This is a genomic window from Pseudoalteromonas sp. NEC-BIFX-2020_002, from assembly GCF_013002825.1.
In the GTDB taxonomy this organism is placed as follows: domain Bacteria; phylum Pseudomonadota; class Gammaproteobacteria; order Enterobacterales; family Alteromonadaceae; genus Pseudoalteromonas; species Pseudoalteromonas neustonica.
Map to the genome: position 1 here is coordinate 1 of NZ_JABEPJ010000009.1, position 13,480 is coordinate 13,480.

At 39.3% G+C, this 13,480-nt stretch carries 11 protein-coding genes and 2 tRNA genes; 11 read left to right on the forward strand and 2 right to left on the reverse strand.

All coding sequences use genetic code 11. From position 1 onward, the window contains the following. Positions 1 to 630: 630 nt before the first annotated feature. The 4 genes from HJP15_RS11370 to HJP15_RS11385 all read left to right on the forward strand — a co-directional run bounded on the left by HJP15_RS11370 (position 631) and on the right by HJP15_RS11385 (position 4,385). The gene (locus HJP15_RS11370) at positions 631 to 1,518 is read left to right on the forward strand and encodes a metalloregulator ArsR/SmtB family transcription factor (protein WP_231659011.1); all 888 of its coding nucleotides are present in this window, start codon (positions 631 to 633) and stop codon (positions 1,516 to 1,518) included. 68 nt (positions 1,519 to 1,586) lie between these two features. Beyond that, the gene (locus HJP15_RS11375) at positions 1,587 to 2,597 is read left to right on the forward strand and encodes an ArsJ-associated glyceraldehyde-3-phosphate dehydrogenase (RefSeq protein ID WP_054204808.1); all 1,011 of its coding nucleotides are present in this window, start codon (positions 1,587 to 1,589) and stop codon (positions 2,595 to 2,597) included. Between the two features lie 5 nt (positions 2,598 to 2,602). Next, positions 2,603 to 3,829: an organoarsenical effux MFS transporter ArsJ gene (arsJ, locus tag HJP15_RS11380; RefSeq protein ID WP_054204809.1), complete on the forward strand. Its 1,227-nt coding sequence runs from the start codon at positions 2,603 to 2,605 to the stop codon at positions 3,827 to 3,829. A gap of 133 nt (positions 3,830 to 3,962) precedes the next feature. Next, entirely contained in the window at positions 3,963 to 4,385 is a 423-nt protein-coding gene (locus tag HJP15_RS11385) for a hypothetical protein (RefSeq protein WP_170173814.1), read from the forward strand. 48 nt (positions 4,386 to 4,433) lie between these two features. On the opposite strand, the gene HJP15_RS11390 is transcribed toward HJP15_RS11385, so the two are convergent. Next, a tRNA-Ile gene (locus HJP15_RS11390) sits at positions 4,434 to 4,510 on the reverse strand. 278 nt (positions 4,511 to 4,788) lie between these two features. After that, positions 4,789 to 6,393 (reverse strand): RNA repair transcriptional activator RtcR, encoded by a 1,605-nt coding sequence (gene rtcR / locus HJP15_RS11395; protein ID WP_170173815.1) that lies wholly within the window; start codon positions 6,391 to 6,393, stop codon positions 4,789 to 4,791. Between the two features lie 253 nt (positions 6,394 to 6,646). On the opposite strand from rtcR, the gene HJP15_RS11400 reads away from it, so the two are divergent. The 7 genes from HJP15_RS11400 to HJP15_RS11430 all read left to right on the forward strand — a co-directional run bounded on the left by HJP15_RS11400 (position 6,647) and on the right by HJP15_RS11430 (position 13,230). After that, positions 6,647 to 6,716, forward strand: a tRNA-Leu gene (locus tag HJP15_RS11400). A gap of 252 nt (positions 6,717 to 6,968) precedes the next feature. Further along, a complete protein-coding gene (locus HJP15_RS11405; RefSeq protein ID WP_170173816.1) occupies positions 6,969 to 8,138 on the forward strand; it encodes a slipin family protein in 1,170 nt (389 codons plus the stop codon). A gap of 55 nt (positions 8,139 to 8,193) precedes the next feature. Continuing rightward, positions 8,194 to 9,417: an RtcB family protein gene (locus HJP15_RS11410; protein ID WP_170173817.1), complete on the forward strand. Its 1,224-nt coding sequence runs from the start codon at positions 8,194 to 8,196 to the stop codon at positions 9,415 to 9,417. Positions 9,418 to 9,419: 2 nt separating this feature from the next. Beyond that, positions 9,420 to 10,469, forward strand: coding sequence for an RNA 3'-terminal phosphate cyclase (gene rtcA / locus HJP15_RS11415; protein WP_170173818.1), 1,050 nt, complete (start codon positions 9,420 to 9,422; stop codon positions 10,467 to 10,469). A gap of 38 nt (positions 10,470 to 10,507) precedes the next feature. Further along, the gene (locus HJP15_RS11420; RefSeq protein ID WP_170173819.1) at positions 10,508 to 11,785 is read left to right on the forward strand and encodes a multifunctional CCA addition/repair protein; all 1,278 of its coding nucleotides are present in this window, start codon (positions 10,508 to 10,510) and stop codon (positions 11,783 to 11,785) included. After that, a complete protein-coding gene (locus HJP15_RS11425) occupies positions 11,772 to 12,590 on the forward strand; it encodes a nucleotidyltransferase domain-containing protein (RefSeq protein WP_170173820.1) in 819 nt (272 codons plus the stop codon). Before HJP15_RS11420 ends, HJP15_RS11425 begins: the two co-directional genes overlap by 14 nt. Before the next feature lie 49 nt (positions 12,591 to 12,639). Further along, entirely contained in the window at positions 12,640 to 13,230 is a 591-nt protein-coding gene (locus tag HJP15_RS11430) for a TrmH family RNA methyltransferase (RefSeq protein ID WP_170173821.1), read from the forward strand. The last annotated feature ends 250 nt before the right edge of the window (positions 13,231 to 13,480 follow it).

Consider the following 13,480-nt stretch of genomic DNA (forward strand, 5'->3'; position numbering starts at 1 on the left):
TCTTCAATTAAAAGTTTTTTCTGTTCTCATCCAATAAAGAATGAAGAACCTGCTCAATGAATTCTGAATTTATTTAATATCTTTCGATATTGAATTGACTGTGCCGAATAATTATTAAAAATAACTACTCTGTTGGTCACTCAGTTTCTCTTTCGAGAAATCACATTGAGACTCTAAATTTTTTGCCTCACTACCGAAGTAGCTTGGCTGTTAGAACTCAATCTGTACGAGTGCCCACACAGATGATTGCTTTATATTGTTAAAGAACGTTGCGATTAAAGTTAAACTTTATCTCGCTAGGGCTGCGCATATTACGCTTTCCATTTTTTTTGTCAACACTTAAATTTAAACTTTATAAAAATTCAAACCCAAGTTTTACTCGACTCACTGATTAACTCTTGCCCCGCTAAGCGTTGCTGTCTGCCTTCTCAGTGGGGTCGCATTATAGGGCGCGGCGGATTTTACGCAAGCGTTATTTGAAGAAAACTTGAAATAAAGTACTGTTCGAGCAAATATCAAACGAAACGTTCGAAAACACATCTAAACTAAGCCAGTATTTAGTAATTAGAGCAAGGTGCACTTGAACAAGTCACTACATCGGACAAAAAAACAGCAAAACCATTTGCATATATGAAATTTCATATATACAATATTGAAAAACACCTGATTGATACACTCTTTATGCCTAACAGTTGTAAACCAAAAATAACCGTGCTGTTTATATGTACTGAAAACTCAGCACGTTCACAAATTGCTGAGGCTCTACTACGCCATAAAGCAAATGAGCGGTTTGAAGTATATAGTGCGGGTACTACACCAAGCATTATCGACCCACGAACGCTTTTGGCTTTAGAGACATTTGCTATTCCAACATCATCACTACTTGCAAAAAGTATTAAGTATTTTGAAAGTAGGCAATTTGATTACGTTATTACGTTATGCGATCAAGCTAATCAAGAATGCCGTGCTTATCCATATGCAGTAAATCAACTTGCATGGGATCTTCCAGATCCCAAAACACGCTCAGGCTTAAACCCATTTTTAATGACTATTAATGAATTGAATAATCGTTTAATTATGTTTCTTAAGGTAATAAACAATACCGAGCAAACCACACACGATGAACTCACCAAAAATACTTTTATAAATGAACAAGCGCAGCCAGTGCATTTTGATCCCATTGTTTTTTATAAATGCCTAACGGATGAGATACGCTTAAAAACACTTATGCTTGCCAATTACCATGGCGAACTATGCGTATGTGAATTAATGATAGCGCTAAATGAACAAAGCCAACCTAAGGTATCCCGTAATTTAGCTGTACTAAAGAAAGCAAACATAATCACTGATAGAAAGAATGGCCAATGGGTATTTTATCAAATCAACCCGTTTTTACCTGATTGGGCTAAAGCAATCATTAACCAAACGACTGAAAGTAACATTGCTTTAATAATTGACGACTTAAAAAGATTAGCTGTAATGCATGACCGCCCAGATAAAGTCAGCTTTTGCCGCTAACGACTATTAATAAGAGTTTCATTTAAAATTAAACTTAAACACATACACAACCAAGTAAGGATTTAACAATGGCTATAAAAGTGGGTATTAACGGTTTTGGCCGTATGGGACGTTTAACAATGCGCGCAGCGTATGATTGGGCCGATATTGAAATTGTTCATATTAACGACCCCGCAGGTAATGCTGAAACATTTGCGCATTTAATGACGTTTGATTCAGTGCACGGTAAATGGCACCACGAAGCAGAGCATACTGACAATACAATAGTTATTAATGGTAAAGCTATTGGCTTTACACAAAATACCAAAACTCAAGACACTGACTGGTCTAACTGTGATGTTGTTATTGAAGCTTCGGGTAAAATTAAAACCAAAGCCTTATTACAAGCCTATCTTGATCAAGGTGTAAAACGCGTTGTAGTAACCGCACCAGTAAAAGAAAATGGTATTTTAAATGTTGTAATGGGGGTAAACGACCACCTTTATAATAAAGACACTTACCCAATTGTTACTGCGGCATCGTGTACAACTAATTGTATCGCACCTGTTGTTAAAGTGCTCCAAGAGCAAATAGGTATTAAACATGGATCAATCACTACGATTCATGACATAACTAACACACAAACTATTATAGATGCGCCGCATAAAGATTTACGTCGTGCGCGTTCATGTGGCACTAGTTTGATCCCTACAACAACAGGTTCAGCAACGGCTATCACTCATATATTTCCGGAGTTACAAGGCAAATTAAACGGCCACGCAATTCGTGTACCTTTAACAAATGCATCAATTACTGATTGTGTATTTGAACTTAACCGCGATACCACGGTTGAAGAGGTTAACAGCTTGCTAAAACAAGCCTCTGAAAATGAACTTAAAAATATCATGGGTTATGAAGAGCGCCCGTTAGTCTCTGTTGATTATAAAACAGATCCTCGCTCAAGCATTATTGATGCCTTATCGACCATGGTCATTAACAATACACAAGTAAAACTCTACGTCTGGTATGACAATGAATGGGGCTATGCAAACCGCACCGCAGAGCTCGTTTTAAAAGTTGGCTTGGCAGATAAGGAATAACCAACATGGGGCTAATTACGTCATTATCACCGCAAATAAAACAATATTTGGTGATTACAGGCAATTATTGGGCATTCACCCTGACTGATGGTGCACTGCGTATGTTGATCGTGCTGTATTTTCATCAATTAGGTTATGATCCATTAAGTATTGCTATGCTATTTTTGTTTTATGAGATCTTTGGCGTAATTACAAACCTTGTCGGCGGTTGGTTAGGCGCTCGCTTTGGTTTAAATAGAACCATGAACATTGGTCTTGCATTACAAATTGTTGCCTTGGCAATGTTATTAGCCCCAACATCTATGCTAAGTATTTTATATGTAATGGCAGCACAAGCACTTTCTGGGATCGCAAAAGATCTCAATAAAATGAGTGCAAAAAGTGCCATTAAATTACTCGTTCCCAGTGATGAACAAAGCCAACTATACAAATGGGTAGCATTACTTACCGGCTCAAAAAACACCCTAAAAGGAGTGGGTTTCTTTTTAGGTGGTTTACTACTTACCCTACTTGAATTTCATGGTGCAATACTTGCCATGATTTGCATGCTTACAGCAGTATGGCTATTTAGCTTATTCGCGTTAAAAGAAGACTTAGGCAAAGCTAAAAACAAAGCTAAATTTAGTGAGTTATTTTCAAAGAGCAAAGCGATTAATGTACTCTCCGCGGCGCGGTTATTTTTATTCGGCGCCAGAGATGTCTGGTTTGTAGTGGCGCTGCCAGTATTCTTGGCTGCAACATTTGGCTGGGATCACTGGTGGGTTGGCGGCTTTATGGCAAGCTGGGTAATTGGTTATGGCATAGTGCAATCATTTGCACCTGCTTTTACTGGTAAAAAGTCAGGGCAAGTACCCAATGGCCGTAGTGCATTTTTATGGGCTAGCTACTTAACCATCATTCCTGCACTGATAGCCTTAGCGCTGCATTATGATTTTTATATACAAGCAGCAATTATTATCGGCTTACTGATATTTGGTGTTGTGTTTGCTATTAACTCATCATTACACAGCTATTTAATTGTCAGCCTTGCTGATAGTGATGGCGTGTCACTTGATGTGGGCTTTTACTATATGGCCAATGCCATGGGAAGATTAATAGGCACTGTTTTATCTGGTTGGGTATATCAGCAATATGGGCTTGAAGCGTGTTTATGGATCTCAAGCGCGTTTATTGCGTTAGCCGCCTTACTTTCTTTAGCATTACCACAAACGGCCGAAGTACCCTCACCATAATTTAGTTTATTCCTGTATTGTATTTTTCACGATACAGGAACGCCCTCAACTACGATCCCTAAATATGGAACGGTTAATGCATTAACTTTTGACTATAAAAAACATGTCAATTTTTAGCCGCACGGGACGCACAATGAACTTAACAACAACACCCTCATCACTGCTCACAGATCCAAATTATTTAAAACAATCACAAGCAAACACCCAGCAAGCAAATAACACGGAAGAACAAACAACTTCGACTAAAACGGCTAAAAACATTGATGATGAAGCAACTCAAAATAAAACTGACAGTGACGAAACAGCTGAAACCGCACAACAACAAATGATTAAAAATATTAAAGATCTACAAAATAAAATGCAGAGCCTTGAAACTGACAAAAGCCTGTCTAAAACTGAGCAACAAACTAAACTTGCAGAGTTACAACAAGAATTAGACAGCGAGCTTATTTCAATACAGATAAGTGTTAAAAAGAGCGTATCAACATTGATGGGGAATTTATTTTCATCAGCAGGGAATACTAGCTCAGGTTTATTGTTTAACCATCGCGCCTAATGACAGCATTTAGAGTTGTTAATTATTTTTATTGGAAGTCTTTAAAAGTGGTGGCCCCTCCCAGACTCGAACTGGGGACCTAACGATTATGAGTCGTGTGCTCTAACCAACTGAGCTAAGGGGCCATTTTGTATTAGCATATGTTAGTTAACTAACGCTAAATTTTGAAGCGTTTAACCACAAGAGCGGTTAAAGCGGGTTGCAGTATAAAAAGTTTTTACCGCCTTGTCACTAGCAAAAACCTTTATTTTAACAATGAATAAGCCAACTGCTTAAATAGTAATCGCAAAACACTTAATTGCACATTAAAACCGCAACTAGTAATGCTTAATCTATCTTTTGACCTTGGTTAAGCTAAATAATAATTAAGCATCGGGGTAAATTACATAGCTTTAAACTACCGTTACTTTGATTTAGAAGAGATATCACTCCATTTTAAACCAAATTTACTCAAATACTTTTGTAACCTACTTGAATCGTTTATTTGAGACTTAAGCGTGCGGCTTACGTTAAATAACTCCCTCCCCGCAGAGGCCATACTATTGTGCTGCTGGCAAATAGTAAGCACATAGCCAAGCTGATTAATATCAAAATCATCTAATGTATCGACCTGAGTTTTTTCGAGATAATGTAAAAGCACATTCGAAGATGATTGCTGATTGTAAGGATACCACGCTTGCTTTAAGCGCTTTATTTCATCGTTAACATCTTCCACCGTGATCCGAGAAGAATCCGCCAAAGTACACAACCTTGTAATTGTAGAGCTCAAATCGCGAAAGTTGCCAGTCCATAGAGCCTCGTTTGATGTGGCAAAATTAATGAAGGTACTTTTAGCTTCTTTGTTAAATTGTACACGGCGCCCCATTTTTTTAGCATAGAGATCGACTTCGTAATCGATATTTGCAGGAATATCTTCTTTTCGATCTTTAAGTGCCGGTAACTCGTATGTCCACAAATTAATACGGGCAAATAAATCAGCTCTAAAATGGCCTTTGGCTATCTCTTGCTTCAAATTACGATTTGTACCTGCAATTAATTGAAAATTACTTTGTATGGGTGTATCACTGCCAACAGGATGAAAAGTTTTATTTTCAATTGCATGGAGTAACATTGCCTGTTCTTCTAAACCGAGCTCACCTATTTCGTCTAAAAATAACACGCCGTCATGGGCTGTCAGTAAAAAGCCATCTCTTGCTTGTTGCGCGCCAGTGAATGCCCCTTTTGTGTGGCCAAAGAGCGCAGCCATCGCATTTTCACCTTTTAACGTGGCGCAATTTACTGATACCAACGTGCCTTTTAACATAGAACGTTTTTTCTTTAATTGAAATATACGGGTTGCCAGCTGGCTTTTACCCGCCCCAGTCGGCCCGGTTAAAAGCATTGGGTCGTGCGAGCGAATTGCTACTTTTTCTATTTGCGTGATCAGCTGATTAAAAAAGACGTTTTTAGTTTCTATCCCGCCTTTTAAAAACTCTTTACCTTGCTGATGCTCTACATCAAACCGAGTTGCTAATTGATCATACTTGGATAAATCCAGATCGATGACCTGTATACGTCCTATCGATTTATTATTGTTATTGTGATCCGGTGATGTTTGAATCAAACGCCCTGGGAAATGGCGGCTTTCTGTAAGCAAGTAGCTGCATATTTGCACAACATGCGTACCTGTTGTGATATGAAATAAGTAATCATTTTTATCGGTATCAAAAGTATAGTGCTGGCACCAATCAAACAGCTTTGCATACACTTCTTCAAAATCCCAAGGATCACTAAAATTAAGTTGATGCAACTTAACATTCGTCTCAGGCGAGATAGACTCAATATCCACTGCAACATTATTAGCAAGGCGGTGACTGTGATTATCATGCAGCATATGCAGCTGGTTAACGATTAGATCATCTTGACTGCACAAACTTACGTTGGGCCGCCACTTGGCCCATCTATCAGATCTTTTACCTACATAATCTAACTGTGTACCAATTAAACTAACGACAACGGTGTCTTTCACTTTATATCCATATAGATAACCTTAATATCTAAAAACAATACATAACAACAAAAAACCAATCAAGCTTAATAATCAAAAACGGTGATGTAAATAATTTAAATTCATTAAAACAACAACTTAAAAATAAAAGCAAACATTTAAATACACTTGGCACGTGACTTGTAACTACATAGGAGTCTGATTAATTGGATGTGATTCAAAAAGTCACTCTGGTGCGCTCAACACTGTTGCCGCGTATTCCTAATCAAACATCTATTAAAGTAGCTCAGAGGTAGAGCAACGGCTCAGTGCCGTGTGCGAAGGTTCGAATCCTTCCTTAATAATACCCTTTTAAGGTAATTCAATTGGATAAACAGCGGTATACCGCTTGTTGTGGGTTCAAATCCCACCCTAAACATAAATATAAATACGTTAGTAAGTAGTTAGTACCACTGCTTGATAAACGCCTAACACGAATAAGCCTTGGCAAGCCGGATGCTCCCCATCGCAATCTCGTTTTGAGCTTTTATCAAAAAAGTATTTAACCCTTACTAACCCCTTAATTTAAGGGGAGTAAAAACAATAAGGAATTTAAAATGTTAAGCAAAAAATTATTTAAAAAAATAGTAGAGATCACTGAAAACCAAAGAGTGCTAGTGTACAAAAATCAACAGCTCATTAATGTGCTCACAGCTGGCAAACATACGTTTTGGGATTTTAAGAATGAATTATCATTTGATTATTTTGATATAAACGCCCTTTATTTTTCAGAGAAAAATGCCGAAAGGCTATACCGAAATAGTCCGCAATTAAGCGAGCATATTTTCCACTGCAAGTTAAATAACACCGAAGTGGGCTTGCTGTACATTAACGATTTACTTGAAGGCATAGTGGCACCCAGCGAGCAATTATACCTATGGCAAGATGCTGGTGATATTCGCCTAGAGAAAATATCAATCGATGAAGAGATAACCTTAGACGATAAAGTGCTTTTTTTAATTAACCGAGCTGGTGCAAACACAGCGTCACGTTTAATTAAAAGTGAGCGTACCGTTGCGATTAAACCAATTGCTGATTTACACGTAGCAAAAGAACACGTTGGTTTACTGTATGTAGATGGCCAACTATTAAAACAACTCACACCTGGTCATTATGGTTTTTGGCAATTTAACCACGAGATTGAATTAAAAACGTTTGATTGCAGAACCCAGTTACTCGAGATCTCAGGGCAAGAGATCCTAAGTAAAGACCGCGTAAGCTTGCGCATTAATTTAAGTGCCAACATTAAAGTACATGACGCTCAGCTTGCAGCGCGAAGCGTTGATAATGTGAATGACTTTGTCTACAAAGCTTTGCAGTTAGCATTACGTGAAGCCGTTGGCACAAAATCGCTCGATGATATCCTGTTGGATAAATTGTACGTAAATGAAACAGTAAAAGAGCTAGTTGCACAGTCTTTAACAGACATTGGCATCACCCTTGCGAACGTTGGTGTAAAAGACATTATTTTGCCAGGCGAGATGAAAACAATACTAAACCAAGTGGTTGAAGCGCAAAAAGCAGCTGAGGCCAATGTAATAAAAAGACGCGAAGAAACATCAGCCACCAGAAGCTTGCACAACACGGCCAAGGTGATTGAAAACAACCCAACACTAATGCGCTTAAAAGAACTGGAAGCGTTAGAAAAAGTAGCTGAGCGAATAAACAACCTAACCGTGTATGGCGGTTTAGAAGGGTTAATGAATGGTGTAGTAAAAATAGCCTAACCAGCTAGCGCTATTCTCAATAAAAACAACAATAAAAAGAATCAAGGAAAAACAAATGTGTAAAAATTATAACGTTATCGAAAACCAAGGCAGCGTACCAATTAAAGCGTGGACCAAAGGCGTGCCGTTTGAAGAGCAAGCCCAACAGCAACTCAACAATATTGCACGTATGCCCTTAGTACACTCGCATATTGCCGTAATGCCAGACGTACACTTAGGTAAAGGCGCAACCATTGGCAGTGTTATCCCCTCTGTTAATGCGGTTATTCCAGCAGCAGTTGGTGTTGATATTGGCTGTGGTATGGTGGCCACTAAAACCACCTTAACCGCAAGCCAACTACCTGATAATTTACTGGCGATTAGGCATGCTTTTGAGTCAGCAGTTCCCCATGGTAGAACCAGCAATAGAAGCAAAGCTGACAGAGGTGCATGGCATAACATTCCCGATATAGTTGCGGGTGAATGGCAAAAGCTACAAGCACGGTTTGAACGTATTTGTGAAAAACACCCTGCAATAAAAAAGAGCAACAACGTTAACCATTTAGGCACTATGGGTACGGGTAATCACTTTTTAGAGCTGTGTTTAGACGAACATGATGCCGTATGGATCATGCTCCACTCTGGCAGCCGTGGCGTAGGTAACCGCATTGGTACGTATTTTATTGAGTTAGCTAAAAAAGAAATGCAGCGTCATCAAATTAACTTACCCGATATGGACTTAGCCTACCTTGAAGAAGGCAGTGACTTTTTTGATGACTACGTTGAAGCCGTTGAGTGGGCGCAAGATTTTGCTGCCAAAAACCGTGAAATTATGATGTTTAATGCCATAGCCGCATTACGTAAACAAATACCTGTTGTGTTCTCAACCCATGAGCTCGCGGTTAATTGCCACCATAATTATATTTCGCGTGAGCATCACTTTGGTAAAGACTGTTTTGTAACACGCAAAGGCGCCGTAAGAGCAGAAAAAGGCGAAATGGGCATTATTCCTGGCAATATGGGCGCACGCTCTTTTATTGTTAGAGGTTTAGGTAACCCTGAAAGCTTTAACAGCTGCAGCCATGGTGCTGGGCGTGTTATGTCTAGAACAAAAGCCAAAAAGGTGTACAACGTTGAAGATCAAATAGCCGCCACACAAGGTGTAGAGTGCAGAAAAGATGCATCAGTCATTGATGAAATTCCTCATGCCTACAAAGATATTGAAAAAGTAATGGAAGCACAAAAAGACTTGGTTGAGGTGGTATATACCTTAAAACAAATTGTCTGTGTAAAAGGATAAATATGACCACACAATTTATAAAAATAGATGGCTCACAAGGTGAAGGCGGCGGCCAAGTATTAAGAACTGCCCTAACACTCTCGATTCTAACCCGGCAAAATATTGAGCTTTGCAGTATTAGAGCCGGCAGAAACAAAACAGGCTTATTACGCCAACACCTTACATCTGTTTTGGCCGCACAAGAAATATGCGATGCCAGCGTAGAAGGCGTTGAACTTAGTTCAACGCATATTCGCTTTTCGCCGGGCAAAATAAAAGCAGGTAACTTTCATTTTGCTATTGGGAGTGCAGGCAGCACGGTACTAGTATGCCAGACTATTTTACCCGTGTTGGCACTGGCGCAAAGCAGCTCAACCGTGACGTTTGAAGGGGGCACACATAACGGCATGTCACCTTCTTTGAGTTTTTTAGAGCAGTCATTTTTACCCATACTCAAACGTATGGGCATTAACTGCCACGTTAAAACAACAGCACTTGGATTTTACCCTGCGGGCGGCGGAAAATGGCAAATTAGCATTCAACCAGCAACTAATTTTACGCCCATTCAATTAACTGATGCCGGTTCTGACCTTGCTAAAAACATCAGTAACTGCTCACTAACGGCACTAGTAAGTTCACTCCCCTCGAGCATAGGGCAGCGCGAAATAAACACGGCTAAAAAAGTACTCAATTGGCAAGATGCACCAAGCCATGTGCAAAACGTGATCACCCCAGGACCGGGTAACAGCTTTCAATTAGGTATTGATAGTGAAACGCATCGTACTGTGTTTGAAGTGACGGGTGAAAAAGGATTATCAGCCCAAAATGTAGCAAAACGCGCAGCAGGAAGAGTAAATGCATTTATTCAATCCCAGGCCGCCGTTGAAGAACATTTAGCCGATCAACTGTTACTTCCTATTGCATTGGCGGGCAGCGGCAGTTTTACAACAACGAAACCAAGCCTACATACACTAACCAATATAAATGTTATTAAACATATATTAGGAAAGGAGATAAAGTTAAAGCAACTAACAGAGTCCCTGTGGCATGTTTCGCTATTACAAAAGACTTAAACGACCTAAATTCGGATAATAAATACAACGGTAAGGTAATGAATAATAAATTAAACAAAGTTTACTTAGTGGGCGGCGCAGTGAGAGACTCATTACTTGGCCGGCAATCAAAAGACAAAGACTATGTTGTAGTAGGCGAAACACCTGCCACTTTAATCGCATTAGGTTATCAGCCTGTTGGCAGTGATTTTCCCGTTTTTTTGCACCCAAAAACTAAAGACGAATACGCCCTAGCCCGCACCGAGCGAAAAAGCGGCAAAGGTTATTGCGGCTTTACAGTGGATGCCAGCACATCCGTAACGTTAGAAGAAGATTTAGCCCGCCGCGATTTAACCATCAATTCAATGGCAATGGATGCTAAAGGCAGCATTATCGACCCTTTTAATGGCCAAACTGATTTAAAAAATAAAATACTCAGGCACACCACCGACGCCTTTGCAGAGGACCCCGTGCGCGTATTGCGCATTGCGCGTTTTCTTGCCCGTTTTGGTGAGCAATGGTCAATCCACCCAGACACTCAAGCACTTATGAAGCAACTAAAAGAAAGCGGCGAACTTGCGCATTTAGTGCCCGAACGTGTATGGAATGAAACCGAAAAGGCATTGAGCGAGAAACACCCCCAGTTATTTTTTCAAGCGCTTAATGGCTTAGCGCTATTTCCTGAAATCGAATCTATGCAAGGCATCCCTCAACCTGAAAAGCACCACCCTGAAGGTGATGTTTACATTCATACTATGCTGGTACTAAAGCGAGCTGCTGACTTAGGGTTTGATGTTGAAACACGCTTTGCTGCCCTCACCCACGACTTTGGCAAAGCCTATTGCCATCAGCAATATGGGAATTTACGCGGCCATGAGCAAATAGGCATTAAAATAATTAATGAATTTTGCGAACGCTTAAAAGTACCTAATAAATTCAAAGCACTGGCAGTTTTAACAAGTGATAACCACACCCGCTGTCACACGTTATTTGAGCTAACACCTAAAAAAGTACACAAACTCATTGTTGAAAAAATGAATGCAATAGTCCATCCACACCGTTTTTTACAGTTTCTTCAAGCTTGTTTGTGTGATGCACAAGGCAGAGGTGAGACTTTTGTAAATAAAGACTATCCGCAATTACAATTTGCACAGTCGCTATTAAACGCACTAAATCAACTCGATAAAAAAGCCATAGTACAACGTGCTATTTCACAAGGTAAAAGCGGCCCACATATTGGCACCGCGATGCGCGAAGCGGAAATAAACTGTTTACGTGACTACCTAACTGAATTTAAGAATAATGAAAATAAAGAACCAAACCATGAAAATAACTAAAAAAGAGAATACGGTACATAAACACATCGACAAAGATATTCACGCCGAAATAATGCGCAGAATAAAAGCCGCAGAACTAGAGCATGATGTTAAGGTACTTTACGCGATAGAATCAGGCAGCCGAGCGTGGGGATTCGCATCCCCTAACAGCGATTACGACGTGCGATTTATTTACGCCCACCCAACAGACTGGTATTTAGCAGTAAACCTCGAAGATAAACGCGATGTGATTGAATACCCAATCGTCGATGAAATCGATATAAACGGCTGGGATATTCGTAAAGCCTTAAAGTTATTTTATAAATCTAACCCCGCGTTTATTGAGTGGCTACAATCACCCATTGTTTATGTAGATGACGACCATTTTGCAACAAAAGCGCGCGAATTGATGCCACTTATCGCATCATCAACACGAGGGATTTATCACTATTTACACATGGCTAAAGGCAATTTCCGCGAATACCTTAAAAAAGAGCAAATACCTCTGAAAAAGTACTTTTATGTTTTAAGGCCTTTGCTTGCAATTATGTGGCTTGAAAAATATAACGAGCCAGCACCCATCGAATTCGATACTTTACGTAAATTAGTAGCCGACGATACCCCGCTTAATAATGCAATATCAGCGCTTTTAGCATCAAAACGCGTCAGTTTAGAAAAGGAGTATATTAAAAGCGTGCCTGTAATTAATGAGTTCATTGAATCAGAACTAGCCAGACACGAAAACTACACATCAAAATTTGAAAAAAGATCTGTTGATTTTGAAGAATTAAACCAACTTTTTGTTGAAGTGCTTGAGTCCAACTAAATATTACTTAAATTAAATAAACATTAAACTCGTTTGGGAAAGCTGAGATATGAATGATTCAAAGAGTACTATTCGCCAAAGAGCAGATGAAATTAAAGCATATCAATGTAAAAACTTAATCGCTGTTCTAGAAAACCCTATGGATATTAAAAATATAGGCGCAGTCATTCGTAATGCAAATGCGCTTGGTGTTGAAAAGATTTATGTCGTTGATTCTCGGCATTCTTTGCCTGATGATTGGGAAGAATTAAGAGGGCGAAAGTCACTATCCAGAATATCTGTCTCAGCTTCAAAATGGACTTTTGTTAAGCGCTTTAATAGTACTGAAGAATGCTTAGCGCATCTGCAAAACAATCGGTTTGTATCTGTAATAACTTCACCTCATATCAAGGGAATGAAAAACCATGTCCTCCATGAGGCGGATTATACTCAACCGAAATTAGCTGTATGGTTTGGTAACGAATCACGAGGTGTAAGTGATACAGTTGTAGATAACAGTGAGTTTTGCATTTCAATTCCCATGTTCGGTATGATTGAGAGCCTAAATTTAGCAACGACTACCGGCATAGTCCTTTATGAAATCACAAAGCAGCGCCGCGAATATCAAGCTAAATATAAACGGGCCCATAGAAAAACCTAGGACGTGTTGACCTTTATGGATTGAAATTTGTTCAATCTAGGAAGAACCTTTTGGGCAGCGCATGTTTGGCATTTATACTGCGTTATCGCCTATTTATGGGGAACAACCACACTACATAGGCTCTGCCTTGCCTAGATACCAAACATACTACTGCAAAATCAATAATGAAAGGTCGACACGCCCTAGCAATATCTAAATCGTAATTTCTATTGATAATAAAAAGTTAAATGGTAAATTGTTTTATCTTAAA

Excerpts from the sequence above, each read along its gene's own strand:
- HJP15_RS11370 (WP_231659011.1), top strand. The coding sequence starts at position 631 with ATGAAATTTCATATATACAATATTGAAAAACACCTGATTGATACACTC.
- rtcA (WP_170173818.1), top strand. The coding sequence starts at position 9,420 with ATGACCACACAATTTATAAAAATAGATGGCTCACAAGGTGAAGGCGGC.
- arsJ (WP_054204809.1), top strand. The coding sequence starts at position 2,603 with ATGGGGCTAATTACGTCATTATCACCGCAAATAAAACAATATTTGGTG.
- HJP15_RS11430 (WP_170173821.1), top strand. The coding sequence starts at position 12,640 with ATGAATGATTCAAAGAGTACTATTCGCCAAAGAGCAGATGAAATTAAA.
- HJP15_RS11410 (WP_170173817.1), top strand. The coding sequence starts at position 8,194 with ATGTGTAAAAATTATAACGTTATCGAAAACCAAGGCAGCGTACCAATT.
- HJP15_RS11385 (WP_170173814.1), top strand. The coding sequence starts at position 3,963 with ATGAACTTAACAACAACACCCTCATCACTGCTCACAGATCCAAATTAT.
- HJP15_RS11375 (WP_054204808.1), top strand. The coding sequence starts at position 1,587 with ATGGCTATAAAAGTGGGTATTAACGGTTTTGGCCGTATGGGACGTTTA.
- HJP15_RS11420 (WP_170173819.1), top strand. The coding sequence starts at position 10,508 with ATGAATAATAAATTAAACAAAGTTTACTTAGTGGGCGGCGCAGTGAGA.
- HJP15_RS11425 (WP_170173820.1), top strand. The coding sequence starts at position 11,772 with ATGAAAATAACTAAAAAAGAGAATACGGTACATAAACACATCGACAAA.
- HJP15_RS11405 (WP_170173816.1), top strand. The coding sequence starts at position 6,969 with ATGTTAAGCAAAAAATTATTTAAAAAAATAGTAGAGATCACTGAAAAC.